Below are 25,175 nucleotides of genomic sequence, written 5' to 3' on the forward strand. Positions count from 1 at the left end.
CGTAGAAAGGAAAACTTTAAAAGGCTGCGAATATCGCAGCCTTTTTTATTATTAGAGAATCGTTGGCGAAAATCGTAGGCATAAAGATGCCACTTAGTATCGAAACACTTTCTTTCAATATTGAAGTTTTGTTCACATTTCGGTAGCATGCCGAGCTTTGATTATTTCATCAACAATGCGCCATATCTATGTCATATAGAAAATGGATAATGACGACGAATCATTTTCACCTATGCTATTCATATAGTAATTCTACACTTTGAACGTCTCAATTTGCGCTGAATGAAATCCATATAAATCCAACAACATAAGTAAGCACAATTACATGTTTGAATTTCCACAGTTTTCCAAGCACTCGGTAAAAAACGATGTTCTATCCGGCCTTACAGTTGCATTGGCATTAGTGCCAGAAGCGGTTGCTTTTGCGTTCGTTGCCGGTGTTGACCCAATGGTTGGCCTATACGCCGCCTTTATCGTCGGTTTAGTCACTTCTATCTTCGGTGGCCGTCCTGGCATGATCTCTGGCGCTACAGGCGCAATGGCTGTAGTAATGGTCAGTCTGGTAGCGACTCACGGAGTACAATATCTCTTTGCCGCTATTATGCTTGCAGGCCTGTTACAAATCAGTGCAGGTTTATTTAAATTGGGGAAATTCATTCGCATGGTACCCCACCCTGTTATGATCGGCTTCGTTAACGGCCTTGCGATCGTTATCTTCTTAGCACAGCTTGGACAATTTAAAGCCCCTGACCTTTCAGGTGCCTTAACTTGGCTACCCCAAGATCAAATGATACTGATGCTTGGATTAGTTGCGTTGACTATGGGTATTATTCACTTTCTACCTAAACTAACTACCGCTGTTCCATCATCGTTAGTTGCTATCGTGACTGTTACCTTATTGGTTCAGGGTCTTGGTTTGGATACACGCACTGTTGTCGATTTTCTGCGCTCTATGTCAGGTGATATGAACGCAACGTTGGCGGGCTCTCTACCAGAGTTCTCCATCCCAGCGGTTCCATTGACGCTTGAAACCCTACAGATCATTCTGCCATACGCTATTATTTTGGCCGCAATCGGCTTAATCGAGTCACTATTAACACTGACCGTACTTGATGAAATGACCAATACACGTGGTCAATCTAACCGTGAATGTGTAGGTCAAGGTCTAGCAAACGTAACCTGTTCGGTGTTTGGCGCGATGGGTGGCTGTGCCATGATCGGCCAGTCAATGATCAACGTGAACTCTGGTGGTCGTGGCCGCTTGTCAGGTATCGTTGCAGCCGTTGCACTACTAATGTTTATTCTTTTTGCAGCAGCACTTATCGAAATGATTCCGTTAGCCGCACTAGTAGGCGTAATGTTTATGGTTGTGATTGGGACGTTCGAATGGGCGACCTTTAAGCTTGCACGCCGTGTACCTAAACAAGATTTCTTTGTCATTGTGCTGGTTACGGTAGTTACCGTTCTTACTGACCTTGCTGTAGCGGTTGCTGTGGGTGTTGTAGTCTCTGCGCTTATGTTCGCTTGGGAACACGCGAAACACATCTACGCAAGTAGCAGCGTTAATGCTGAAGGCTCTAAAGAGTACCAAGTTAACGGACCTATCTTCTTCGGCTCTGCTGCGAACTTCCTAGAGTTGTTTGATGCGAAGAACGACCCAGCCGATGTCATCGTTGATTTTGCCAACTCGCGCGTTACAGACCACTCAGCTATAGAAGCTATCGAGACGTTAGCGGAACGTTATGCAGCAGTGGGTAAAACGCTTCACTTGAGACACTTAAGTCCTGACTGCCGCGCACTATTACAAAAGGCGGGCAGCTTAGTCGAAATCAATGTGAAAGAAGATCCGAGCTACAAAGTTGCAACTGACGTACTTGCTGGATAACAGAAAGCAAAATAAAAAGGGGCTCATCGCCCCTTTTTTTATTCGTTGCTCACTTTAACTCTCATTATGTCTTGCTGTTCTGCACTGAACTGTTTTTTTAGCTCTGCTTTGCTTTTGAAGCTAATTTCGCCCCCTGCGGCGACCGACATATGCTGAGGGTCTACGTTATGCTTCGATTGATAAAGCATTACCGCTTGCATACAAGAGTCTCTTTGATCTTGAGATAATCTACTACCTTCTGGCCAGCGACCAGTTTCAGTGGCATACAGAAGTCTCTCATAAACATCCGGAGTCATGGCTTCTAAGAGTTGTTCTACGTCCATAATGAACCTTCTTTTTGCTTGAACTTTCAGACCTGCTAAATTTCGGTTCTGAGAGGTTAATTCGTTACTCGAACCATAACGTGATGATACACTGAGTCAAGTTGAGTACGACAAATCAGTGTAATTGATCACAAGTAGTAGAATGAAATTACCTTATCTCCTATCCGCCTTAGTAGCCACTTCACTTTTATCCGGCTGTTTTGAAACTCGCAAGAACACAGATCAGCTCTGCGAAAGCGAACCCAGTTTGAACTGTTCTTCATTAAACATAAACGATGGTCAATGCCGAATCGCGAGAACAGACCTTATTTGGCATCGCTATGAGATGCTTGACGACCCTAGTGAAAAGAATCAAGTCAAAGACTATCACCTGCTCAAGGAATATCGAAAGTGTCTAGAGTTAGCATCGCAAATTCAGCCAATTGAACAGGCCGACCTCAAAACAAAAAGATTTAATGCTCTAATGTATTCGATAGAAGAACAAGAACGAATCACTCGAGATTTAGCGAGCTCTACTTCGCCAGAAACGCTCTATTTTCTATGGAGCGAAACGGGAAGCCAAGCAGCAAAACGTCGCTTTTTAGCCATGGAAAATACCGGCGTACTTGACACCTCTTCCATGCAATATGCTCTCGCCACCTATTATATTTCACGGGATAAGCAAAAAACCTATCAACTATTAAATCGCTCTCTAGAGCTTTCGGCAGGTGGAAAATACGTCAACAAAGAAGTGATTAAGTCTTTAGCAAGCGTGACTCAAAACCTAGACCTCCCAAAGCAATCCTATCTTTGGGCGATGGTTGGCAAAGAGTTTGACGTCCCCATCGCTTCAGACAACGAACTTAGATTGCTTTTTGGGTTAGCAGAAGAAGACTATCGCTCTCTCAACGAGCAAGCAAAAATTGTCGCGAAAGCCATTGATAACGGAAGCTATACGAGAGACTTGGTGCTTCAATAGTTTACTAAATTATTGAAAATAAAAACGGGCTCCACAATGGCGCCCGTTTTTATCTCTACAAAATGAAAGAATGGTACATAGAATCAGTCAGATACATCACTACTTTCACTTTTGTTGAAAATTAACGACACAGAATTGACACAATACCTTTGCCCCGTTGTTTTAGGACCATCTTCAAAAACATGGCCTAAATGGCTATCACATGCCTTACATCTAATCTCTATTCGCTGCATACCATGACTTAGATCTTCTAAAAATCGAATGGCTTCTTGATCGACCGGTGCATCAAAACTAGGCCATCCACAGCCTGAATCATACTTGCTTTCAGAATGAAAAAGTGGCGCTGAACAGCAAGTACAATGGTATAAGCCAGTATCACGGTTGTGTAGTAGAGTACCACTAAAAGGCGCTTCAGTACCCTGCTGTCGGCACACACGGTACTGTTCATCATTTAGGGTCTCACGCCAGTAATCATCGGGCTTCATCGCGTTTTTATTTTCACCACTCACGACCTTTACACTCCCTTTTTTATTGTCTACATTTTATACACGCTATATATCATACGTATAGCAAACTTGGTTGTAGCACATTGTTGTCAATTTCCAACCAAGCTGTATCAGTTATGTTAACTTACCTTGCTTACAAGGTTAAATACATAACTAAAACTATTACAGAGTCTCTATCAAAGTTCAAAAAAACGTCATTTAATACCGAATGTTAAGAAAAGCGACACTTTTTTTTGACTTTAAACAAATTAATTCCGATTATCTATTGAAGTTAGTGACTGGATTCTGTAATTTTACTACCAGTTATCTTTAAACAGAAATTAAGTTGTGGAGCAACTATAATGACTATCAAAGTAGGTATTAACGGTTTTGGCCGTATCGGTCGTTTCGTATTTCGTGCAGCGCAAGAGCGCAACGACATCGAAGTAGTAGGTATCAACGATCTAATCGACGTTGAGTACATGGCATACATGCTTAAGTACGATTCAACTCACGGCCGTTTCAACGGTACTGTTGAAGTTGAAGGCGGTAACCTAATCGTTAACGGCAAAACTGTACGTGTAACTGCAGAGCGCAACCCAGAAGATCTAAAATGGGATGCTATCGATGTTGACGTAGTAGCAGAAGCAACTGGTCTTTTCCTAACTGACGAGACTGCACGTAAGCACATCACTGCTGGCGCGAAGAAAGTTGTTCTAACTGGTCCTTCTAAAGACGCTACTCCAATGTTCGTAATGGGTGTTAACCAAGACACTTACGCTGGTCAAGACATCGTTTCTAACGCTTCTTGTACTACTAACTGTCTAGCGCCTATCGCTAAAGTTCTTAACGACGAGTTCGGTATCGAATCTGGTCTTATGACTACAGTTCACGCTACTACAGCTACTCAAAAAACTGTAGACGGTCCTTCTGCTAAAGACTGGCGCGGTGGTCGTGGTGCTTCTCAGAACATCATCCCATCTTCAACTGGTGCTGCTAAAGCTGTAGGCGTTGTTCTTCCAGAACTAAACGGCAAACTAACTGGTATGGCTTTCCGCGTACCAACTGCTAACGTTTCTGTAGTTGACCTAACTGTTAACCTTAAGAACGGTGCATCTTACGAAGCTATCTGTGCAGCTATGAAAGCAGCATCTGAAGGCGCTCTTAAAGGTGTTCTAGGTTACACTGAAGACCAAGTTGTTTCTCAAGACTTCATCGGTGAAGTTCAAACTTCAGTATTCGATGCTAAAGCTGGTATCGCTCTAACTGACAACTTCGTTAAAGTAGTATCTTGGTACGACAACGAAATCGGTTACTCAAACAAAGTTCTAGACCTAATCGCTCACATCTCTAAGTAATGTAAGTTTTTAGCTGAATATTTGTATTAAGGCGACTCATTGGGTCGCCTTTTTTGTATCTGTTTCTGGGTTCAATATCACCTGGGAATGTCAAACATTACCCTCCCCTAGGAACCAGAAACTCTCACCTAGGAGTTACAATCTATGGACTTGTCTACGCTACCAGCTTTAACTGTACTTTCTGACTACGTAACGACTGCTAAGCTAGGCGACAATACGATCGTTCGCATCAACCACCCTAAAGCAAATGCTGCGATTTCCCTTCATGGCGGTCATATCATCTCGTTTAAGCCCTCCAATCAAGAAGAGTTGATTTGGATGAGCAAAGACGCAGTCTACGATAACAAAGCTGCACTGCGAGGTGGTATACCTATTTGCTGGCCCTGGTTTGGCCGTGTTGCCACCCCTGCTCATGGCTTTGCGCGCAACAGCACTTGGACGCTAATCGAGCACCGAGAAAACGACGCTGGTGTTATTGTTAGCTTGGGGCTATCTGACAACGACCAAACACGAGAAATTTGGCCACACCGCTTCCAACTCGTTTTAAACGTAGAAGTATCTGAAACACTCACTGCTACTCTCAATGTTACCAACACCGACTCGGCTGCATGGAAGTTCTCAGGTGCACTGCATACTTACCTAAACATCGGTGACATTCATAACATGGAAGTCACTGGGATGGGTCCAACTTATATTGACGGCCTACAAGAAGGTAAAGTGTGTCAGGGTGGCGAAATCCTGTCTCTAACCGACACTATCGATCGTGTTTACACCGAGCCAAACAAAGAAATTGTGCTTCACGATAATGCATTCAATCGACAACTCTCCATCGTTAATGACGGTGACAATTCTGCAGTCCTTTGGAATCCTTGGGAAGCAGGTGCGAAGTCGATGGGCGACATGAACGATGATGGCTACTTAACTATGTTCTGTATAGAGTCCACATTACACGCTAAGACACTAGAAGCAGGACAGGAACTTAACCCTGGTGACACTTACCAGCTCGCAACCACTCTTTCGGTAAAGTAAATCGCCCGAGCTAATTGCTTCCAACCCATGATATGGTTAGACTTACGAAAATTTTCGTCGAGTCTAACCTATGTCCTATCAATGCCCGCTCTGTCAGCAATCGTTATCCCTTAATGAGCGTAGTTTTCGCTGCGAAAACAACCACCAGTTCGACTTGGCAAAAGAAGGTTATGTCAATCTCATGCCTGTGCAGCACAAACGCTCAAAAGATCCTGGCGACAATAAAGAAATGATGCAGGCACGACGTACTTTTCTTGAGCACGATTTATACGCACCTATGCGTCAACAAGTTGCGGAGACTCTAGCCAATCTCGTAAACCAAGGCACAGTTCTCGATATCGGCTGTGGAGAAGGTTATTACACTAGCTTTTTTCAGCAATACCTAGCAGAAAAGAACAAAAAGTTAGATTTTCATGGACTGGATATTTCCAAAGTAGCGGTTCGATACGGCGCAAAACGCTATCCAAACGTCAACTTTTGTGTTGCCTCAAGCCATAAGCTGCCCTTCTCTGAAAACAGTCTAGCTGCGGTGATTCGAATTTACGCACCTTGTAAACACGATGAGTTACTTCGCTGTATTGAAGATCAAGGGATCATGCTAACCGTAACGCCAGGCAGTCACCATCTATATGAACTTAGAGCGTTGATCTATCAAGATGTTCGTTTACATGATGAAACGGCAGAGCAAATTGAAGGCTTCGAACTTTTGTCTGAATCTAAACTAGACTATGAAATGAACCTTAGTGGCCAACAAGCGTATGACTTGTTGCAAATGACACCATTTGCTTGGAAAGCGACAGACGAAGTAAGGTCGAACCTCAAGTCACAACAAGAGTTTCAATGTAACGCCGACTTCTTGATTCGAGCCTACCGTAAAATGTAATGAGATTTATTTTCAATTAGATCGAGTCCACGTTCAATCTCTATTACCATTACGGTTCCAAGATAGCCTTCCGATGAAGGCTATTTTTATAGAGAGAACAGACTATGAAAGCATTACCCATTCTCATATCACTCGCCCTTCTATCGGGTTGTGCCACGACAAAAAACTCACCTGAATACCAAGCTTCGAAACCAGAAAGTATCGCTTCATTTTACGATTACCAATTGGCCAGCCCTACTGGTGAATCAATCAGCCTAAGCGCTTTACCTAAGGCGATATTGGACGCCGATGTTATCTTAGTTGGGGAATGGCATACCCATGCGGGCATTCATCGATTTCAAACCGATCTTCTGAAAGAACTCATTAACAAAAATCCGGACACTGCGCTTTCTATGGAACAGTTTACCCGTGACAAACAGCCTGTGGTTGATGCCTATCTCGCTTCACAAATTGGTGAGCAGATCTTAATTAAACAAGGAGGAGCTTGGCCAAATTACGAAAGCGACTACCGCCCACTCGTTGAGTTAGCCAAGAATTCAGATATCGACATTATTGCCAGCAACGCACCAAAATCAATCGTCCGCTGTATTGGGCGTCAAGGGGTTGGCTACTTAGATAAACTGGATGAGCAAGAACGTTCTCTGGTCGCAGCAACGATAGACACATCAGGTTCGCCATACAAAGAAAAATTCATGGCCTCCATGCATCACGGTGACATTGAACAAACGAAGAAACAATACGCTGCTCAACTCGCCTGGGATGCGACTATGGCAGAAAGTATTGTTAACTATATGGCAGCACACCCTGACTCTCAGGTCATGCACATCGCAGGTAAATTTCATACCGAGCAAGCATTAGGAACCGCTGCGCAGATCCAGCAATTGAACCCGGACTTGAGTATCGTCGTGATTACGCCAGTGAGTGACATTGTTAGTGCGAGTGATGACTACCAATTGGAAGTGCTACCACCACCAAAACGTTACGTTAAAAATGAGAACCGAATGAAGGCGTATAAGAGCTTAAAAATGCGTAACGACTCACTGGTTTGTAAATAACTCATCAACACAAGTTATGATTGGCGCACAAATTGCTTAGTCCATGTTAATAGCATCGATCAATCTCTCATTTATAGAAGCTTTTATAAAGTTTTTGCCACATTGGACGATGTATTGATTGATAGCGCTAATGGAGATAGTTATGCAAAGCGTCAATTCAAACCTAATGAGCCATACAAACGCGCCTGTTGCGACGGCCACTAAGACAGTAGCAGAAGGTGCCACTGCTAACGGCAACACTTTGCCTACAGGCAATGGAGATAGTGTATCCATCTCACCTCAAGCTAAAGCAATGCTAGAAAAGGAAGTGAGCAAAGACGCCAATAAAGAGAATATCTCAAAAGACGATGATGATAGTTTGGGTAAATCTGTCACCTCCTTTGCTCATGGCGCATTAGGTATGGATCATCCAGATGACTTAGAGAAACAAGAAGATAGTTCTTACTCTGCGGGTCAGTATGTCTCCGCAGCAGTGACCATTGGTGCTTTGATATTAGCCTTGGCATAACGGTATTTATCCTAACGACAAATAATCCTGTTTGAGGTGGAAACCGCATTCACTTGATAATCGATCATCTTTAACTGCATGATCACAATTTATGAATCGACACTTCAAGCTGATTGATAAGCCAACTTTCTTTGGCGCAATCACATTGCTCCTGAGCGTTATCATTCCCTTGATAATGTTCCCTGAACAAGGTGCAAAAATCATCGGGCAAGCCAAGCTCATTATGACCGACAAGTTTGGCTTCCTATACCTCGCCCTTGGCCTCGCTGCCCTCTTTTTTATGATATTCATCATTTTTAGCGATATCGGCCAGATTAAACTAGGCGAACCTGACGAAGCGCCAGAGTTTGCAACGTCTTCTTGGGCCGCTATGCTGTTTTGCGGCGGTATCGGTGCCAGTATTCTCTACTGGGGGTGTATTGAGTGGGCTTATTATTATCAAGCGCCACCATTTCAGCTAGAAGCAGGAAGTGAAGAAGCGGTTCGCTGGGCGGCAACATATGGCATTTTCCACTGGGGACCGATTGCATGGGCCATCTATCTGATCCCTGCATTACCTATCGCTTATTTCTTCTACGTACGTAAGCAACCTGCACTGAAAGTATCCAGCGCATTGATTCCAGTCATCGGCGAGAAACACACAAATGGTGCTCTCGGAAAACTGATTGATGTACTTTTCATCTTCGGCCTATTAGGTGGTGCAGCGACGACATTAGGACTTGCAGCCCCGCTTATCAGCGAGGGCTTGAGCGTCTTATTCGGGCTACCACAAAACACCTATTCACAAATCGGAGTATTGGCCATCTGTACTGCGATTTTCGCCTACTCTTCATTTGCGGGGATGGAAAAAGGCATTAAGATCCTCAGTAACATCAACTTCTGGGGGGCGATGCTACTTCTTGCTCTAGTGTTAGTTTTGGGTCCAACTATTTTTATACTGGAGACGGGTCTAGATTCCATCGGTCGAATGATGTCTAATTTCTTTGTGATGGCGACATGGGCGGAACCATTCGGTGGCTACGGTACATTTGACAACACTCACTTCCCACAAGATTGGACCATTTTCTACTGGGCGTGGTGGTTAGTGTTCGCGCCAAGTATGGGCTTGTTTGTTGCACGCATTTCTCGCGGTCGCACAATTAAACAGATGGTCGCAGGTTCATTGTTCTTTGGTTCATGTGGTTGCTTCCTGTTTTTTATCATCTTAGGAAACTACGGTCTATCACTACAACTATCTGGGCAGCTTGATATTGTCGCAATTTTGAACGAGTTTGGTGCAACAAAAGCCATCTTCTCTATGTTGTCAGAGCTACCATTTGCTTGGTTTATCATTCTTTTGTTTACATTGCTGTGTATCATCTTTACAGCAACAACATTCGACTCAATTTCCTACATCTTGGCGTCTGTGGTTCAAAAAGACGTAACGCAGGAACCAATGCGCTGGAACCGCTTATTTTGGGCCTTCACTTTGAGCTTTATGCCTGCTGTTCTCATGTTCTTAGGTGGTTTGAGTACACTACAAACAGCCGCAATCGTTGGCGGTCTACCCCTACTCGGTATCGCAGTTATGCTGATGATTTCCGCGGTCAAAGCCACCACGCTGGATATTCGTCACCAAGAAGATTATGTAGAGCCAACCATTAACATTGAAGAACTTCCAGAGTTTGATCCTTGGTCAAATGAAGGGGTTGCACTAGCTAATTTTGAAAAGTGTCGTGACGCTGCGCAAATTGCCGCAGATGAAGAACGTACCGCGCTGCATGCCCTGTTCAAAGTTAAGAAAAAGATTCGCGCTTATGCGTTAGAGCATGCCGATGACACCAGTAAAGCGATTCCACAAGAATTGTTGGATGATTTAGAGGCGAAGCTTCAATTACTCACAGATGCTCAGAACGCGAAAGAGCAGTCCTCACAAGCTGCACAAGATGCGAGAATAAGGTTTACTGAGGTTTGTTCCGCAAGCTAATAGCATCAAAAAAGCAGGCTCTAAGCCTGCTTTTTTGTTAACGATTCGGATGGTTGATGATGTGATCTTCCCAATCCACCACATTAATTTCATACACAACTTTATTGCGAACACTTTCCCCTGCAGCGTGCATAGCGGACTTAGAGCCCGTGATCAATGGATGCCATTCTGGAAGGGGTTTGCCTTCTGATAGAACACGGTATGAGCACGTTTCTGGGAGCCAATTAAACTCGTGGATTTTTTCACGGGTTAGCTTTAAACATTCTTCACCCGATTGGAATCGATTTGGATAATCCTTACACGAACAAGTTTTGCTGTTCAGCCAACTACAAGCCACATTGGTGTAATAAACCTCATCCGAGTCCTCATCCATAAGTTTGTGTAGGCAACATTTACCACAACCATCACACAATGATTCCCATTGCTGTTCACTCATTTGCTCTAATGGTGTTGTTTCCCAAAATGGACTGGTCATGTGGCATTACCTTCTAAATCTGTGGAGGCGTTTTATACCGCTAGTCGATACAAACTGCAAGTACTCTGTTCTTTCTGGATGCTGTAGCTGTGATTCAATTATGTACAACACCTTTATTTTTGGTAAACTCAGCGCCCTTCAATTTTAAGGCTGCAAAAGATGGATTGTCGATTAGGTTGTGGGGCATGTTGTATCGCCCCAAGTATTTCTTCCCCTATTCCTGGAATGCCAAACGGCAAACCCAGCGGCGTTCGCTGCATACAGCTTGATGAGCGCAATCTTTGTAAGTTGTTTGGTCAGCCAGAGCGACCTAAAGTGTGCCATGCCTTTAAAGCCTGTCCAGACGTGTGTGGCGATACTAATGCTAAAGCACTGGCAAACATCCTAGAGCTTGAACGAATTACCTAACATCTAACGCTAAACTGGCAGTATCAAACCAATAAGCTATGTTGTTAAGACGCACAACTTTAAGAATGGTGTTTCTTATGAACAGATATTTGGCTGAGGTATTTGGTACATTCTGGCTTGTACTCGGAGGTTGCGGTTCCGCTGTGTTAGCTGCAGCATTTCCAGATGTAGGTATTGGCTTATTAGGTGTGGCGTTTGCCTTTGGTTTGACTGTGCTCACAATGGCATTTGCTATTGGCCACATTTCTGGGTGCCATTTAAATCCAGCCGTTAGTATCGGCCTTTGGGCCGGTGGTCGCTTCGACGCCAAAGAGCTACTTCCTTATATTGTTGCTCAAGTCATCGGTGGCTTACTTGCTGGTGGCGTGCTCTATATTATAGCCTCCGGACAAGCCGGGTTTGACGCCGCCGCGTCTGGCTTTGCCTCTAATGGTTATGGAGAACACTCCCCTGGGAAGTACTCGTTAACCGCGGCCTTGGTCTGCGAAGTCGTCATGACAGCAATGTTTTTACTGGTCATCATGGGAGCCACTGACAAAAGAGCACCTCAAGGCTTCGCTCCTATAGCGATCGGCTTGTGTTTGACTTTGATTCACCTAATCAGTATTCCTGTAACCAACACGTCAGTAAATCCAGCACGCAGTACAGGGGTCGCGCTCTACGTTGGCGATTGGGCTGTCGCACAATTGTGGTTGTTCTGGTTGGCACCTATTATTGGTGCAATCATTGGGGCTTGGGTGTATCGCTCATTGCTAAGCAGTGATAGTGACTAAAGCTAATTTTGAACATAAAAAAGGCGCTAAATGCGCCTTTTCACTATCAATCTTATTTAGCAATCTACTTTAGATTTTTTGTCTGCCCAACAGAGAGTGAGACAACGTCGTTCCATCGACCAGTTCTAACTCACCGCCCACCGGAACGCCATGAGCGATACGACTTGCTGATACCTTGTGCTCATGACACAGTTCAGCTATGTAGTGCGCGGTTGCTTCACCTTCCACTGTTGGGTTAGTCGCTAGAATGACTTCACCGATGTCGCCTTGGCGCAGTCTATAATCGAGAACATCCAATCCAATATCGCTAGGACCGATGCCATCTAATGGCGACAAGTGCCCCATTAGAACAAAATAGCGACCCGAGAATTGCCCCGTAGCTTCTACAGCAGCAATATCAGCAGGACTCTCTACCACACAAAGTTGGCCATTCTCTTTGCGCTTAGGATTGCTACAGATATGACAAACTTCTTCTTCGGTAAAGGTACGGCATTCCTGACAGTGACCAATTTCAGTCATTGCACTTGAAAGTGCATCCGCCAGCTGAATACCGCCTTTTCTATCGCGCTGTAACAGATGAAAGGCCATGCGTTGTGCTGACTTGGGACCAACCCCAGGTAGACATCGCAAGGCCTCCATCAAATGCTCCAGCATATGGCTAGTACGCATTAATTGTTCTCTAATCCTTCAATTAGAAAGGCATTTTCATGCCTGGTGGTAGCTGCATTCCACCAGTTACTGACGCCATTTTCTCTTTTTGAGTTTCCTCTACACGACGAGCCGCGTCATTGAACGCCGCTGCAATCAAGTCTTCTAGCATCTCTTTGTCGTCTTCCATAAGGCTTTCATCGATTTCAACACGACGAGTGCTGTGGCTACCTGTGATGGTTACTTTAACAAGGCCAGCACCAGACTCACCTGTTACTTCCATGTTAGCGATTTCTTCTTGAAGCTTTTGCATCTGCTCTTGCATTTGCTGGGCTTGCTTCATCAGGTTGCCCATACCACCTTTACCAAACATAGGGTTCTCTCGGTTTATTCATGTTTCAACTAATAACATGGGGACGCATTCAAAGATTGCAACCCCGCTTCCTAGCTGTTTACCTCGAGCAAACAACCGGGAAAGTAACTTTATAAAGGTCGAATACTCTCTTCGTCTAGCTCTGCCGCAAACCTTGTAACAATAAACTGAATGTTAGGATCCGCTTGCAAGCTCTTGGCCGCATCAGAAAGCTTGCCTTGATATAACTGCTCACGAAGTTCGAGCGGTGTCGTCCCCTCCTCGGAGAGCTCTACCGTCAAATGACACTCTTCTCCCAATAAGACATTAAGCCCTGCAAGTAGTTCTGACTGATTTTTGTCAGAATTTAGATGCGCATGTGTAGCACGCAGTCCCAGTTGAATGGATGATCCATCTTTTTTGAAGACTGAATTAAGCGCTAATTGTTGCACCAGTTTGCCAATATCAAGACGTTCAATCAGTTCAGCCCATGTGTCTTGCTGAGCAGCTTCTTGCGTCAGTCGCTGCGCCATTTCTGGCGTTTTGATATGTTCAAGAGCCTTTTTAAGCGTAGACGGTTTGACGACTGGCTTCACTTCTTGAGCGACAACATTACCTGTTGGCCGCCATCGATAAGGCTCGTTATCTTTAACCTGCTCGGTATTTGATTTAGCGGCATCTAAACCATTTGACGCACTTGGCGTGCGACCTTGGGTTCTCTGAGCAACGCGCTCTAATACAGAGGCAGATTCAGATGACGCTTTAGGCTTTTTTACAGGAGAGTTTCCTGAATTCGCTTGATCTTGAGAAGCCGATTGTCGTTTCGAACGCAATTGATGACGTAAACCACCCGCAGGTCTTGCTGGCTCGCTGGCAGGAACTGAGCGCTGTGCCTCACCGCGAACGACATCATTAGATCCGCTATTTGGAACGGGCTGAATTTGCGAAGGCGGTGTTTGCGAATACTGCTCTTGATTTGATGGAGGTGCTTGCCATTCACTTTGCGCATTTGGCCGATGTTCGGCCTGTACTGGTTGGTTACCCATCGGTATAGCAGAGGTATCAATATACGGTTCACGCGTACTATCAAATTGTGGCGTCGGCGTGGCATAAGTTTGAGCATTAGTATCACTCGATACCTGCTGTGTTGCCATGCTTTGTGACGATGACAACGTAGGCTTAGCCACTGCACTTTGATTCGCGACAGTGATTTCATTAGCGCTGAGCTGAGTGCTTGGTCTAAATGCCAACATACGCAGTAGCGTCATCTCAACGGCGACACGTTGCGATGGAGCGAAGGGCAGATCTTGTCGGCCTTTCAGAGCAATTTGATAGTACAGCTGTACATCCGTTGCTTGTAGTGTACGCGCAAGGTGCTGGATTTTTTCGCTGTCGGCAATTGCGGCATCGATACTAGATGGTAATGCTTGAGTCATCGCTATTCTATGTAACTGCAATGCGAGCTCAGAAAGCAATGTATCCCAATCCACACCATTTTCCGCCAAGTGCTCAAGCTTGGTCATAACTTGATGTGCATCACCCGTAGTCAATGATTCCAGTATTTGAATCGCTTGAGCCGTATCTAGCGTACCCAACATCTGACTGACGACTGGTGTCGATACATTGCCATTTCCAAGCGCGATCGCTTGATCGGTCAAGCTCAATGCATCACGCATACTGCCGTCAGCAGCATGAGCAAGCAGAGCAAGCGCTCGGCTTTCAGACTGAACTTGTTCCTTCTCAAGAATATGATCTAGCTGTTGCTGGATATTCTCGACAGTGATCGGCTTGAGGTGGAACTGCAAGCAGCGCGACAGAATGGTCATCGGCAGCTTTTGAGGATCCGTCGTCGCCAGTAAGAACTTCACATACTCTGGTGGCTCTTCAAGCGTTTTAAGCAACGCATTGAAGCTATGACGCGAGAGCATATGTACTTCATCGATCAGGTAAACCTTAAAGCGGTTTCTCGCTGGCTTATATTGAACGTTATCTAGAAGCTCGCGAGTATCTTCAACCTTTGTACGAGACGCCGCATCAATCTCAAGTAAGTCAACGCTTCGGCCTTCATCAATCTCGATACAAGTCGAACATGTACCACAAGGTGTCGAGGTGATGCCCGTTTCACAGTTTAAACCTTTTGCGAACAAGCGACCGATGGACGTCTTACCCACACCACGTGTTCCACTGAACAAATAAGCATGATGCAATCTGTTCTGGTCTAGTGCATTCTCAAGTGCAGTTAGGACATGGGTTTGTCCAACTACCTCTGAAAATTTTCTTGGTCGCCATTTCCTAGCTAACGCGAGATAACTCATTAAGGTGTCCTGATTAGTGACCTTCAAATTCACACAAGCTATATACTTCAATACCCAGTGCTTCTAAGCGCTTATCTCCACCAATTTCTGGCAGATTGATTACAAATGCAGCGTGAGATACTTCACCACCTAGTTGGCGAATAAGTTTCGTTGTGGCTTCAATCGTACCTCCAGTTGCTAACAGGTCATCAACCATCAGTACTTTATCACCTTCCACAATAGCATCTGTGTGGATTTCTAGAGTATCAGTGCCATATTCAAGTTCATATGATTGTGCGACAGTTTCACGTGGCAGCTTACCTGGTTTACGAACTGGAACAAATCCCAGACCTAGCTCAAGTGCTAGAGGTGCACCAAACAAAAAGCCACGAGCTTCAGTACCAACAATTTTAGTGAAGCCCTGATCTTTGTATTTGTCTACAAGCATCTCTATCGTTGCTTTGTAAGCTGCTGCGTCTTCCATAAGACTCGTTACATCACGAAATAGAATGCCTGGCTTTGGGTAATCTGGAATGCTTTTGATGCTTGCTTTGATCTGGGAGATTTTATCGATTGTCATAGTATTGGTCTCTGGAAAGGTCTTTATACGCCTGACGATCAGAGTACGCTGTCGCGAATAGTCACGAGTACGTTCATTCTGTAGGTATAAATTAAAACGCCCACATTAAGCGTGGGCACACAACCTTCACATGTTAGTGATTTTCATCGTGGTCGGCAACGGGCTGTTTCACAGGAATTCGCAAAAAGAAGGTAAAAACGCCGATAAACAGAATAAATAGCACAACTTTTAACCATGCTGGTTGGACAATCAATATGGAAATGGCAAAACTCAAAACAATGAAGATTGCGCCTTTGGTTCTGACCGAACGTTTAATGCAGCGATCGTTTTCCCAGTCAGAGATGATGGGACCAAGTTTATGATGAGAAAGTAACCAATCATGAAACTGAGGGCTACCTCGAAAAAAACTCGCACTAGCAAGAAGTAGGAAAGGTGTGGTGGGTAGAAGCGGAAGTACGATGCCTACCACACCCAGTATTACTGAAATAACGCCTAACGTATTCCAAAAGAAACGTTTAACTGGACTTATTGTATTGGTCAAAAACCCGCATATCCGTTCATTACTCTAATCCACGTCAGAGTAGCGGGAAGCGTTGGAATTAGCAATGCGGCAATGAAGCCTAAAAAGTAAAAAATGTTGTATGGTTCTTTGAATTCTGTATCAGACATGACTTTGCTCTTGGGTATAGTTGTTTTAGACATCAAAATGGGAAGCTTTCGCCTCCCATTTTTGTTAACACTTTGACTATATCTCAATTACATTCAATCAAAAACAGACTAATTGTGTGGTTATTTTTGAAGAGCGCTTCAGCAACGCTGTTTTAGCCAGGCAGAGCAAGTTTTACCTCCCAGCTGAAGCTACTTGAACCGACTCGACTTAAGGACAACTTACCCCCTTCTAAAACAGCAAGGTCTTTAGTCATAAAATTACTTAAACAGTTCTCACCCAAACGATTTGACCCAGAGATGTTGAAATGAGCTTGAGAATTCTCCCAGCGACAATCCAATCCCGCCGGCAAGACAGATATGGTCCCCTCCGATAAGTCAATCACTCCAAACACAGCCTCGACAGGATATGCAGCGCACGAGCATTGCATGCCTTTTTCTATATTTCTCGCAAGATCTTTAAGGTCTACACTGTTGTGATGCAAACGGCGTACATAATCATCAAACAGTGTCCGTACCAACAACGTACTAGCCACGCCACCATGGTCACTTGATGAAGCATCGACCAGATAAAATGCCATCTGACCGCTCATAAGCCATGTGTAATCGAACACGAGAGGTAATGTGTTGGCCGATTGCAAAAGCCGGTAACTACTTCTCCACGCCCCTAACGCAGAATCTTTTTCAGGTAACAGTGCCGTAAGTAACTCTCTCGCTGCGTTAGGATTTTGCTGAAGATATTGTAGGTGCCAATGCAATTCTTGTTCTTCTTGCGAACCGTCTTCTTCTGACTCTTCAATACGAAACCATCGACTAACAAAGTCAGATTGTTCACAACTGCTTGAACTCTCTTCTAAGACGACATTAATAGATTCCGTAAGATGTTTATAGTCACCAATAGGTTTGGTTAAGAAGTCTTTCACTCCCATACGTAACGCTTTAGCAACGTCCGCCATGTCACCCGTCGCCGAAATTACAATAACCGGTAGTGACGGGTACTCTACGCGCACCTCTTCGGTAAACTCCATGCCTGTAAGAAGTGGCATAGCTAAATCACAAAGCACTAAGTCAGGCTCTGTGATACTCAGTAGTTTTAAAGCCTCTAATCCATCCCCAGCTTCTGTTACTTGGTGGCCCGTTGCCTCAAGAAAGTTTCGGGTAACGGTTCGAAATACGGGATCATCATCAACAACCATAATCCGCGCACTGTGTTGCTGATGAGGTATAGCCACAGCAGCCTGACTGTCGGTATTAGACATAAAATTACGCCTCACAAAATTGATTGAGCTTGTTGTTATTATTTTTTGGTTTACATTAAACGTCGTACCGTAGGACACGTTACAATAATGCATTTATATGTATATGCAGGCAGCAGAACAAACTGCTCCTGAGTATTTTAACTGTAGGCAGAAATTCGTTTTTATACAAATGTACCCTTGGGAGAGTTTTTTTAATACAATAGCTAAAGTTGAAAAAATCAAACAACCCTTTGATATCAAGTTAGTTTGCTTGAGAGCACTTGTGTTATTTAGCAACAACGCTTGAAATTAACCACGCCAGCTTGACAAGGTGTAAGCTATACTAAAAGCCAATTAATACAAATAGTTGAATATATGAAACTTGACGATTTAAATCTGTTCCGACTTGTTGTGGAAAATGGGAGTTATACAGCAACTTCTCGTAAGACAATGATCCCTGTTGCAACAATTACTCGACGTATACAGGCTCTAGAGGATTCTTTGAATCTTCGTTTACTGAATCGTCACGCGCGAAAACTGTCTTTAACTGAAGCGGGTGAACGCTTCTATAATGAGTGCTCTCCTCTTCTCCAGCGTCTTACTAGCACTACCGAAGATATCGCAGATGAATGCAAAGGTGCGTCTGGTAAACTAAAAATATCGTCACCTTCTAATTTGACTAAGCGCATGATGATGCCGATGTTCAACGACTTTATGTCTAAATACCCTGACATCAGTCTTGAGCTAACGATGAGCAATCATGCCGATCAACTAGACCCAACGGAATGGGACGTTATTTTCCGCGTCGGTCCTCAACGCGATTCAAGTTTAATCGCTCGTAAGATCAGTACAGTCAAAGATATCCTTGTTGCGCATCCTGACTATCTGTCATTAAACGGCGAGCCTAAGCATGCTGAAGAATTATCAACACACCGCCTATTAAAAGGCGCACCGTTAATTAAATGGCAACTGAAAAATACCAGTGGCGAGTCCATTATTAACAACACGAAAGGCCGTTTCGAAGCCAATAGCTTAAATGTGGTTCGCAGAGCATGTTCTGCGGGTTTGGGTATTACCTTGATGCCCGATGTCATGCTAAAAGAGTACATAAACAACGGCGAACTAGTTCGAGTGCTACCAGAGTGGAGTGCCAACCCTCGCGATATTTATATGCTTTATAACCATAAAGATCATCTTCCTGAAAAAGTCCGTCTGTTCATCGACTTTGTTATCGATTACTCACTTCATTGATATTTCAGTAGCAACGGCTTCAAAATTTAGACACAAAAAAACCAGAGCTTGCTCTGGTTTTTTCTTTTCATCGTTCGCTTATTCGTTATGCAGTTCTAGATTTGCTAGATCCGCTTGAATATCACGTTGCGTCTTTGCATCATCGCTACGTAGCGAGTCAAGGAAGTCAAGATACGTTTGGTCAATATCGCCAGTTACATATTCACCGTTGAATACAGACGCCTCAAACAATTTCACATCGGGGTTTCCAAGACCAACAGCTTCTATTAAGTCAGGAATGGTTTGATAAATCAGTGCGTCCGCACCAATTTGCTTACAGATAGCATCGTTGTCACGGCCGTGAGCAATAAGTTCATTGGCACTCGGCATATCAATACCGTAAACGTTAGGGAAGCGAACTTCCGGCGCAGCAGAGACCATAAATACTTTGTTAGCACCTGAGTCGCGTGCCATCTCAATGATTTGCTCTGACGTTGTACCTCGAACAATAGAATCATCCACCAACAGAACGTTCTTACCTTTAAACTCTGAGCGAATGGCGTTCAGTTTACGGCGAACCGACTTCTTACGCTGCTGCTGCCCTGGCATAATGAAGGTACGACCTACATAACGGTTTTTAACAAAACCTTGGCGGTATGGCTTATCGATAGCCTGAGCGATTTGCAATGCGATATCGCATGACGTTTCAGGGATTGGGATAACCACATCAATGTCTAGATCTGAGTATTCTTGCTGAATGCGCTCACCCAACTTCTTACCCATTTCAACACGCGCGCTGTAAACAGAAATCTTGTCGATGAATGAATCAGGACGAGCAAAGTAAACAAACTCAAAAATACAAGGGTTTAGGCTTGGGTTGTCAGCACATTGACGAGTGAATAGCTCACCGTCAAACGTTACATAAATCGCTTCACCAGGAGCAACATCGCGAACAAAGTCAAAACCCACTGCATCAAGAGCTACTGACTCAGAGGCCACCATGTACTCGGTTTTGCCTTCAACATCACGTTTGCCTAAACATAGCGGTCGGATACCGTTAGGGTCACGAAATGCAATCATACCGTGACCGATAATCATAGCAGCTACTGCGTAAGCCCCTTTGATAGTGCGATGCACATTAGTAACAGCTCTGAAGACATCATCCGATGTTACATTGCCTTTTACAGTATCAATTTCATGAGCTAACACATTCAGCAATACTTCAGAATCGGACGTAGTGTTCACATGACGACGGTCTTTTTCAAACAACTTCTCACGAACTTCGTGAGCGTTAGTCAAGTTACCATTGTGAGCCAGTGTGATACCGAACGGTGAGTTTACGTAGAAAGGTTGAGCTTCTGAAGCGCTTGAGCTGCCTGCTGTAGGGTAACGAACATGTCCAATACCAACACAACCCTGGAGGCGTTGCATATGCTTCGCTTCAAATACGTCTTTTACTAGACCATTCGCCTTACGCAGACGAAAACGATTGCTTTCTATGGTAACAATACCAGCGGCATCTTGGCCACGGTGCTGTAAAACGGTCAAAGCGTCATAGATAGACTGATTCACAGGCGTTGAGCCAACGATTCCAACAATACCACACATGTCCTAATCCTCGATTTGCGACATTAGCTGGCGCCATTAGGCGCCAGACAGGAAACTAGAAGTTGCTTCGATGTGTTCAAAAAACGGCTGTATCACAAGTTTAAATTGCGGAACAAGTTGGGAAGACTCCCACCACTCACTGCTATTTAGTGTCGTGAAGGTATCAACAAAGAACAATACCGCAGAAACAATTAACACACCTCTAAGCGCGCCAAATACGATACCTAATACTCTGTCAGTACCCGATAGACCCGTTTTTTGCACTAACTGCCCTAAAACATAATTAATTAACGCCCCAACAATCAGTGTGGCAACAAATAGGGCAGCAATTGCGGCACCATTTCGGAACATCTCATCTTCGATATTGGTAAAGTACACCGCAAGTTTTGCGTAGTACTGGCTGGCAATAAAAAATGCGCCGAACCATATCACTAAAGACATTGCCTCTTTGGCAAATCCGCGAACTAAACTGATTAAAGCTGAAAGCCCAATCACACCCAAAATGACAAAATCTAACCAATTCATGAATTCTTCATCTCAAGTTGGCGCGCATTTTAACAGAAAAATCCGCGACGCAAACGTTTTCTTATGGATTTAGTGGTTTAAATTTGAGCAATTGACCTTTTGAACCGGTAATTTTCTCCAATTCTAGCAATTGCTTCTCAAGTTTACTTTTTGAAACATCTGGACCTATGATGACACGCGTAAAGGTGGCTTCCTGTTTTACATGTGCTTGATAGCCGCGTTTTTGTAGGTCGGCAACAAGACCGCGAGCATTATCTGCATTCTTAAGAGCCATAAGCTGAATAATCCATGCACTATCAGCATACTCATTACGCTCAGGCACTTCTTTCACTGCAACATCCACGACATCACGCTTATCTTGTTCGGCCTGCTGCTCAGGTGTTGCAGCCAGCTCTTCCCCTACTGTTGCTTGAACAGGCGAGTCAGGTAACACCGATGTGTCTTCTTCTGGCTCTAGTACCTCAAAGCTTTCTACTTGAGCGCTGATTTCAGGCTTAAGCGGAATACTGGCAAACTCTTCTTTGTAATGAAGCTTTTTACCATCAAGTAGGTCAGGCAAAATGATGACACCAACTGCGACCAATACTATGGTACCCACCAAGCGGCTTTGAAATTTACTCGCCATTGATACTCCTTAATTACTTTATTGCTCTTGAGCGTCTAACTTTTCACAATGCTCAAGAACTTCGCCAACGGTATGGAAGGATCCTACGACCAAAATCATATCGTCTGACTTTGCTTCACTTTTCGCGGCTTGATATGCACTTACTGGGTTGTCATATCGATTTAGAGCATTGCCAGACATTAAATGCTGGCACAGTTCGTCTGCACTCGCCGCTCTTGGCCCTGATAATGACGCCGGATACCAATCTTCAGTTAATGGGTTTAACACTCGAATGGTCTCTTCGATATCCTTATCATGCAACATGCCAATCACGACTTTAAATCTGCGATTTGGGTAATGCTTAGAAAGCTGTGCAACCAGATACTCTGCTGAATGAGGGTTATGAGCTACATCGAGAATGGTTACTGGCGATCCGGTTAGCATCTGCATACGACCCGGAAGACGCGCTTGCTTAAGTCCATTCACGATATTGACGTCGGAAATGTCTAATTCAGCCGCCCCTAAAGCCATCAACGCAGTGTTGGCGTTCATTAGCGGCAAAACTGGTACGGGCAAATCCTCGAGCATGAAGGTGCCATGTTGCCATGCCCATGTATGTTCTGACGTCAGTTTGTAGTCAAATTGAATACCCGTTTGGTAGAAATTTGCCTTAATATCATCAGCATGCGCAGGTACAGTTGCAGGAGGTTTGGGCTGACCACATATCGCAGGTTTTCCAGCTCTAAAGATTCCTGCTTTCTCGAACCCAATGACATTGATGTCGTCACCCAGCCAATCAACATGATCTACTGCAAGGCTAGTAATGACCGAAACGTCGTGATCAACCACATTGGTTGCATCAAGACGCCCACCCAGGCCCACTTCCAGTAGAACCACTTCCACTTTGTTTTCCTGAAACTGTCGCAATGCGGCAAGCGTCGCGTACTCGAAAAAGCTAAGGCTGACTTCGCCGCGTAGCTTTTCGATATAGTCAAACGCACGAGTGTGTGATTCATCAGGAAGATCGCTACCATTAACGCGAACACGTTCGTTGTAACGGATAAGGTGTGGGGAACTATAAACGCCGACTGAATAACCTGCATCTAGCAAGATTGCTTCCATAAGCGCGCAGGTGGAGCCTTTACCGTTAGTGCCAGCGACGGTAATGACTGTTGGGGCAGGTTTGGTCAATTGACCTTTTTGGGCGACTACCGAAACTCGATCTAAACCTAGGTCGATAGCACTAGTATGAATACTATTTAAGTAATCAAGCCACACCTGTAAAGAAGATGTGGCTTGTGGAATGGATTGTGAACTCATTTAGCCGTCAATATCTTAACGTTTGATAACTTAGTGAGTACTTTACCCTTTTTCGTCCGCTTCTGGTACTTCATATGTAGGTTCTTCTGGAGAATCTTCAACAGAGACCACTAAAGGAGACGCTTTATTTGTCATTTTAGCAAGCAGGCTACCTACGCGTTGACGCATTTCACGGCGGTCAACAATCATATCAATCGCACCGTGCTCAAGTAAGAACTCACTACGTTGGAAGCCTTCTGGTAAGTCTTCACGAACCGTTTGCTCGATAACACGACGACCAGCAAAACCGATCAGTGCCTTTGGTTCACCGATATTGATATCACCCAGCATTGCTAAACTCGCCGATACACCACCCATAGTTGGGTCAGTCATAACAGAAACGAACGGTAGACCTTTTTGAGATAGGCGCTCAAGTGCAGCACTGGTTTTCGCCATTTGCATTAGAGACATTAGTGCCTCTTGCATACGTGCACCGCCACTGGCAGAGAAACACACTAAACCACAGTTGTTTTCTATAGCGGCTTCTACTGCACGAACAAAACGAGCACCAACCACAGAGCCCATAGAGCCCCCCATGAAGGAGAACTCAAATGCACATGCGATGACTGGGTTACCTAGTAGTTCACCTTGCATGACAACGAGTGCATCTTTCTCACCACTGTTTTTTTGAGCAGCAGAGATGCGCTCTTTATAGCGCTTTGAATCTTTAAACTTCAGCTTGTCCTGTGGCTCAAGCTCTGTACCAAGTTCAACACGATTGCCTTCATCTAGGAATGTTTCTAGACGACGACGCGCTTTCATTCGCATGTGGTGGTCACACTTAGGACACACCTCTAGATTACGCTCTAATTCAGCATGATAAAGTACTTGCTCACAGGAAGTACATTTAGTCCAGATACCTTCTGGGATAGACGCTTTGCGCGAGCTAACGATGTTGCTTTTTTCTAAAATTTTTTCAAGCCAACTCATGGAAGACCTTTTCTCTTGTGACCCCCGCCTAATGGCGAGAGATTGAAATTCTAATTAATGCCGTTGGATTAAACCATATTACAGGCTAACTGTAGATAAAAAACTGGTTGTACCTATCCTTGTGACATTGCCATAAATATTTGTAACACCGAAAGTCTCTACTAATTTTCGAGTACAATTACCAACCAGAGTTCAAATCATTCGGCAAAAATAGTGGACCAATTGGTGCTTCTGGGAGCTGGTACTCACTTGGGTAATCCACATCTACCAAATACAGGCCTTCGGCTTTAGCCGTTGCGCCAGCTAGCTTGCGATCTTTCTGCTGCAATAGCCATTCAATCCACTCTGGTGGCTGATCTCCTTTACCCACCACAATCAAGCTGCCAGTGATATTACGCACCATATGATGAACAAAGGCATTCGCTTTGATATCAATTACCACATACGGTCCATGGCGAGAAACATTGAGGTGCATGATGTTACGCCATGGGCTTCGAGACTGACAGTGAACCGCTCTAAATGAGGTAAAGTCGTTTTCGCCCAGCAAATATTGACCTGCCTGGTGCATTTTTTCTGCATCAATTTCGCCATGATAATGACTAATACCAGAAGACAAAATGCCAGGTCGCAACGCGTGGTTAAAGATCACATAACGATAGCGTCGAGCGGTCGCTGAAAAACGAGCATGAAACTCTTCAGGGACTTCTTTTGCCCAACGCACAGCGATATCCTTAGGAAGATTCGCATTCACGCCCATGGTCCAGGCAGCTGGCTTACGAATGACAGAAGACTCAAAATGAACCACTTGCCCAGTGCCATGTACACCAGCATCTGTTCGACCAGCACACTGTACTTCTACCGGTTGATTTGCAACGATCGATAGCGCTTTCTCCAGTTCTTCTTGCACACTAGAGACGTCTCTTTGTCTTTGCCAACCGTAGTAGTTTGCACCGTTATATTCGATACCTAATGCAACTTTCATCGTTTTCTCTGTCTATCTGTCAATTTTCAAAGGGGGCAAAGTATATACCCAAC

Annotated in this window: 27 protein-coding genes; 11 read left to right on the forward strand and 16 right to left on the reverse strand. The window is 44.4% G+C overall.

Annotation, left to right across the window (positions count from 1 at the left end):
• Window positions 1-325: 325 nt before the first annotated feature.
• Window positions 326-1,885 carry a SulP family inorganic anion transporter gene (locus tag OH456_RS09190; RefSeq protein WP_270033310.1) on the forward strand — a complete coding sequence of 520 codons (1,560 nt, stop codon included), beginning with the start codon at window positions 326-328 and terminating at the stop codon, window positions 1,883-1,885.
• 38 nt (window positions 1,886-1,923) lie between these two features.
• Here the strand turns inward: OH456_RS09190 and OH456_RS09195 are convergent, their stop codons facing one another.
• A complete protein-coding gene (locus tag OH456_RS09195; protein ID WP_031494478.1) occupies window positions 1,924-2,208 on the reverse strand; it encodes a YeaC family protein in 285 nt (94 codons plus the stop codon).
• 142 nt (window positions 2,209-2,350) lie between these two features.
• Between OH456_RS09195 and OH456_RS09200 the strand changes: the two genes are divergently transcribed.
• The gene (locus tag OH456_RS09200) at window positions 2,351-3,166 is read left to right on the forward strand and encodes a DUF2989 domain-containing protein (RefSeq protein ID WP_270033311.1); all 816 of its coding nucleotides are present in this window, start codon (window positions 2,351-2,353) and stop codon (window positions 3,164-3,166) included.
• Window positions 3,167-3,249: 83 nt separating this feature from the next.
• Here the strand turns inward: OH456_RS09200 and msrB are convergent, their stop codons facing one another.
• Window positions 3,250-3,651, reverse strand: a complete 402-nt coding sequence (gene msrB / locus OH456_RS09205; protein WP_443088628.1) for a peptide-methionine (R)-S-oxide reductase MsrB — start codon at window positions 3,649-3,651, stop codon at window positions 3,250-3,252.
• Between the two features lie 362 nt (window positions 3,652-4,013).
• Here msrB and gap point away from each other — a divergent pair, with 362 nt between their 5' ends.
• The 6 genes from gap to OH456_RS09235 all read left to right on the forward strand — a co-directional run bounded on the left by gap (window position 4,014) and on the right by OH456_RS09235 (window position 10,450).
• Window positions 4,014-5,009 carry a type I glyceraldehyde-3-phosphate dehydrogenase gene (gap, locus tag OH456_RS09210; RefSeq protein WP_004748683.1) on the forward strand — a complete coding sequence of 332 codons (996 nt, stop codon included), beginning with the start codon at window positions 4,014-4,016 and terminating at the stop codon, window positions 5,007-5,009.
• 144 nt (window positions 5,010-5,153) lie between these two features.
• Window positions 5,154-6,038, forward strand: a complete 885-nt coding sequence (locus OH456_RS09215; RefSeq protein WP_270033313.1) for a D-hexose-6-phosphate mutarotase — start codon at window positions 5,154-5,156, stop codon at window positions 6,036-6,038.
• A gap of 70 nt (window positions 6,039-6,108) precedes the next feature.
• Window positions 6,109-6,921, forward strand: coding sequence for a 23S rRNA (guanine(745)-N(1))-methyltransferase (rlmA, locus tag OH456_RS09220; protein WP_006071308.1), 813 nt, complete (start codon window positions 6,109-6,111; stop codon window positions 6,919-6,921).
• 104 nt (window positions 6,922-7,025) lie between these two features.
• Window positions 7,026-7,976, forward strand: a complete 951-nt coding sequence (locus tag OH456_RS09225) for a ChaN family lipoprotein (RefSeq protein WP_270033314.1) — start codon at window positions 7,026-7,028, stop codon at window positions 7,974-7,976.
• Window positions 7,977-8,118: 142 nt separating this feature from the next.
• The gene (locus OH456_RS09230) at window positions 8,119-8,484 is read left to right on the forward strand and encodes a hypothetical protein (protein ID WP_006071310.1); all 366 of its coding nucleotides are present in this window, start codon (window positions 8,119-8,121) and stop codon (window positions 8,482-8,484) included.
• Between the two features lie 91 nt (window positions 8,485-8,575).
• Window positions 8,576-10,450, forward strand: coding sequence for a BCCT family transporter (locus OH456_RS09235; protein WP_006071311.1), 1,875 nt, complete (start codon window positions 8,576-8,578; stop codon window positions 10,448-10,450).
• A gap of 37 nt (window positions 10,451-10,487) precedes the next feature.
• Here OH456_RS09235 and OH456_RS09240 read toward each other — a convergent pair whose 3' ends face one another.
• Window positions 10,488-10,925: a YcgN family cysteine cluster protein gene (locus tag OH456_RS09240; protein ID WP_270033315.1), complete on the reverse strand. Its 438-nt coding sequence runs from the start codon at window positions 10,923-10,925 to the stop codon at window positions 10,488-10,490.
• A gap of 159 nt (window positions 10,926-11,084) precedes the next feature.
• Here OH456_RS09240 and OH456_RS09245 point away from each other — a divergent pair, with 159 nt between their 5' ends.
• A complete protein-coding gene (locus OH456_RS09245; RefSeq protein WP_031493115.1) occupies window positions 11,085-11,333 on the forward strand; it encodes a YkgJ family cysteine cluster protein in 249 nt (82 codons plus the stop codon).
• Window positions 11,334-11,410: 77 nt separating this feature from the next.
• On the forward strand, window positions 11,411-12,106 hold the full coding sequence (gene aqpZ / locus OH456_RS09250; RefSeq protein WP_270033316.1) for an aquaporin Z: 696 nt from the start codon (window positions 11,411-11,413) through the stop codon (window positions 12,104-12,106).
• Window positions 12,107-12,175: 69 nt separating this feature from the next.
• Here the strand turns inward: aqpZ and recR are convergent, their stop codons facing one another.
• From recR to OH456_RS09285, 7 genes are all read right to left on the reverse strand, one after another.
• A complete protein-coding gene (gene recR, locus OH456_RS09255; RefSeq protein ID WP_006071315.1) occupies window positions 12,176-12,775 on the reverse strand; it encodes a recombination mediator RecR in 600 nt (199 codons plus the stop codon).
• Between the two features lie 22 nt (window positions 12,776-12,797).
• Window positions 12,798-13,127 carry a YbaB/EbfC family nucleoid-associated protein gene (locus OH456_RS09260; RefSeq protein ID WP_006071316.1) on the reverse strand — a complete coding sequence of 110 codons (330 nt, stop codon included), beginning with the start codon at window positions 13,125-13,127 and terminating at the stop codon, window positions 12,798-12,800.
• Window positions 13,128-13,237: 110 nt separating this feature from the next.
• Window positions 13,238-15,421, reverse strand: coding sequence for a DNA polymerase III subunit gamma/tau (dnaX, locus tag OH456_RS09265; protein ID WP_270033317.1), 2,184 nt, complete (start codon window positions 15,419-15,421; stop codon window positions 13,238-13,240).
• A 13-nt stretch (window positions 15,422-15,434) separates the two neighbouring features.
• Window positions 15,435-15,980 (reverse strand): adenine phosphoribosyltransferase, encoded by a 546-nt coding sequence (gene apt, locus OH456_RS09270; RefSeq protein ID WP_006071318.1) that lies wholly within the window; start codon window positions 15,978-15,980, stop codon window positions 15,435-15,437.
• 133 nt (window positions 15,981-16,113) lie between these two features.
• Window positions 16,114-16,521: a YbaN family protein gene (locus tag OH456_RS09275; protein WP_270033318.1), complete on the reverse strand. Its 408-nt coding sequence runs from the start codon at window positions 16,519-16,521 to the stop codon at window positions 16,114-16,116.
• Complete coding sequence (locus tag OH456_RS09280) at window positions 16,518-16,649, reverse strand: hypothetical protein (protein ID WP_038222320.1); 132 nt, start codon at window positions 16,647-16,649, stop codon at window positions 16,518-16,520. Before OH456_RS09280 ends, OH456_RS09275 begins: the two co-directional genes overlap by 4 nt.
• A gap of 152 nt (window positions 16,650-16,801) precedes the next feature.
• Entirely contained in the window at window positions 16,802-17,905 is a 1,104-nt protein-coding gene (locus OH456_RS09285; protein WP_270033319.1) for a response regulator, read from the reverse strand.
• Window positions 17,906-18,259: 354 nt separating this feature from the next.
• Here OH456_RS09285 and OH456_RS09290 point away from each other — a divergent pair, with 354 nt between their 5' ends.
• The gene (locus OH456_RS09290; protein ID WP_006071322.1) at window positions 18,260-19,135 is read left to right on the forward strand and encodes a LysR family transcriptional regulator; all 876 of its coding nucleotides are present in this window, start codon (window positions 18,260-18,262) and stop codon (window positions 19,133-19,135) included.
• A 78-nt stretch (window positions 19,136-19,213) separates the two neighbouring features.
• Here the strand turns inward: OH456_RS09290 and purF are convergent, their stop codons facing one another.
• The 6 genes from purF to truA all read right to left on the reverse strand — a co-directional run bounded on the left by purF (window position 19,214) and on the right by truA (window position 25,122).
• On the reverse strand, window positions 19,214-20,722 hold the full coding sequence (gene purF, locus OH456_RS09295; RefSeq protein ID WP_006071323.1) for an amidophosphoribosyltransferase: 1,509 nt from the start codon (window positions 20,720-20,722) through the stop codon (window positions 19,214-19,216).
• 36 nt (window positions 20,723-20,758) lie between these two features.
• Window positions 20,759-21,247, reverse strand: a complete 489-nt coding sequence (locus OH456_RS09300; RefSeq protein ID WP_006071324.1) for a CvpA family protein — start codon at window positions 21,245-21,247, stop codon at window positions 20,759-20,761.
• Window positions 21,248-21,308: 61 nt separating this feature from the next.
• Window positions 21,309-21,872, reverse strand: a complete 564-nt coding sequence (locus OH456_RS09305; protein WP_038229946.1) for an SPOR domain-containing protein — start codon at window positions 21,870-21,872, stop codon at window positions 21,309-21,311.
• 18 nt (window positions 21,873-21,890) lie between these two features.
• On the reverse strand, window positions 21,891-23,171 hold the full coding sequence (gene folC, locus OH456_RS09310) for a bifunctional tetrahydrofolate synthase/dihydrofolate synthase (protein ID WP_270033320.1): 1,281 nt from the start codon (window positions 23,169-23,171) through the stop codon (window positions 21,891-21,893).
• 42 nt (window positions 23,172-23,213) lie between these two features.
• Window positions 23,214-24,140 (reverse strand): acetyl-CoA carboxylase, carboxyltransferase subunit beta, encoded by a 927-nt coding sequence (gene accD, locus OH456_RS09315; protein WP_006071327.1) that lies wholly within the window; start codon window positions 24,138-24,140, stop codon window positions 23,214-23,216.
• Between the two features lie 178 nt (window positions 24,141-24,318).
• Window positions 24,319-25,122 carry a tRNA pseudouridine(38-40) synthase TruA gene (gene truA / locus OH456_RS09320; RefSeq protein WP_124940824.1) on the reverse strand — a complete coding sequence of 268 codons (804 nt, stop codon included), beginning with the start codon at window positions 25,120-25,122 and terminating at the stop codon, window positions 24,319-24,321.
• Between the last annotated feature and the right edge of the window lie 53 nt (window positions 25,123-25,175).

The sequence above is a fragment of the Vibrio sp. La 4.2.2 genome (genome assembly GCF_027586995.1).
Classification (GTDB): domain Bacteria; phylum Pseudomonadota; class Gammaproteobacteria; order Enterobacterales; family Vibrionaceae; genus Vibrio; species Vibrio mediterranei.

Bases quoted from the DNA above. Each gene is read 5' to 3' on its own strand.
- OH456_RS09200 (WP_270033311.1), top strand. From the start codon at position 2,351: ATGAAATTACCTTATCTCCTATCCGCCTTAGTAGCCACTTCACTTTTA.
- OH456_RS09300 (WP_006071324.1), bottom strand. From the start codon at position 21,247: ATGAATTGGTTAGATTTTGTCATTTTGGGTGTGATTGGGCTTTCAGCT.
- apt (WP_006071318.1), bottom strand. From the start codon at position 15,980: ATGACAATCGATAAAATCTCCCAGATCAAAGCAAGCATCAAAAGCATT.
- folC (WP_270033320.1), bottom strand. From the start codon at position 23,171: ATGAGTTCACAATCCATTCCACAAGCCACATCTTCTTTACAGGTGTGG.
- aqpZ (WP_270033316.1), top strand. From the start codon at position 11,411: ATGAACAGATATTTGGCTGAGGTATTTGGTACATTCTGGCTTGTACTC.
- OH456_RS09245 (WP_031493115.1), top strand. From the start codon at position 11,085: ATGGATTGTCGATTAGGTTGTGGGGCATGTTGTATCGCCCCAAGTATT.
- OH456_RS09305 (WP_038229946.1), bottom strand. From the start codon at position 21,872: ATGGCGAGTAAATTTCAAAGCCGCTTGGTGGGTACCATAGTATTGGTC.
- OH456_RS09285 (WP_270033319.1), bottom strand. From the start codon at position 17,905: ATGTCTAATACCGACAGTCAGGCTGCTGTGGCTATACCTCATCAGCAA.
- OH456_RS09240 (WP_270033315.1), bottom strand. From the start codon at position 10,925: ATGACCAGTCCATTTTGGGAAACAACACCATTAGAGCAAATGAGTGAA.
- OH456_RS09225 (WP_270033314.1), top strand. From the start codon at position 7,026: ATGAAAGCATTACCCATTCTCATATCACTCGCCCTTCTATCGGGTTGT.
- msrB (WP_443088628.1), bottom strand. From the start codon at position 3,651: ATGAAGCCCGATGATTACTGGCGTGAGACCCTAAATGATGAACAGTAC.
- purF (WP_006071323.1), bottom strand. From the start codon at position 20,722: ATGTGTGGTATTGTTGGAATCGTTGGCTCAACGCCTGTGAATCAGTCT.
- OH456_RS09260 (WP_006071316.1), bottom strand. From the start codon at position 13,127: ATGTTTGGTAAAGGTGGTATGGGCAACCTGATGAAGCAAGCCCAGCAA.
- gap (WP_004748683.1), top strand. From the start codon at position 4,014: ATGACTATCAAAGTAGGTATTAACGGTTTTGGCCGTATCGGTCGTTTC.
- OH456_RS09280 (WP_038222320.1), bottom strand. From the start codon at position 16,649: ATGTCTGATACAGAATTCAAAGAACCATACAACATTTTTTACTTTTTA.
- OH456_RS09235 (WP_006071311.1), top strand. From the start codon at position 8,576: ATGAATCGACACTTCAAGCTGATTGATAAGCCAACTTTCTTTGGCGCA.
- OH456_RS09290 (WP_006071322.1), top strand. From the start codon at position 18,260: ATGAAACTTGACGATTTAAATCTGTTCCGACTTGTTGTGGAAAATGGG.
- truA (WP_124940824.1), bottom strand. From the start codon at position 25,122: ATGAAAGTTGCATTAGGTATCGAATATAACGGTGCAAACTACTACGGT.
- recR (WP_006071315.1), bottom strand. From the start codon at position 12,775: ATGCGTACTAGCCATATGCTGGAGCATTTGATGGAGGCCTTGCGATGT.
- accD (WP_006071327.1), bottom strand. From the start codon at position 24,140: ATGAGTTGGCTTGAAAAAATTTTAGAAAAAAGCAACATCGTTAGCTCG.
- OH456_RS09190 (WP_270033310.1), top strand. From the start codon at position 326: ATGTTTGAATTTCCACAGTTTTCCAAGCACTCGGTAAAAAACGATGTT.
- OH456_RS09230 (WP_006071310.1), top strand. From the start codon at position 8,119: ATGCAAAGCGTCAATTCAAACCTAATGAGCCATACAAACGCGCCTGTT.
- OH456_RS09195 (WP_031494478.1), bottom strand. From the start codon at position 2,208: ATGGACGTAGAACAACTCTTAGAAGCCATGACTCCGGATGTTTATGAG.
- dnaX (WP_270033317.1), bottom strand. From the start codon at position 15,421: ATGAGTTATCTCGCGTTAGCTAGGAAATGGCGACCAAGAAAATTTTCA.
- rlmA (WP_006071308.1), top strand. From the start codon at position 6,109: ATGTCCTATCAATGCCCGCTCTGTCAGCAATCGTTATCCCTTAATGAG.
- OH456_RS09215 (WP_270033313.1), top strand. From the start codon at position 5,154: ATGGACTTGTCTACGCTACCAGCTTTAACTGTACTTTCTGACTACGTA.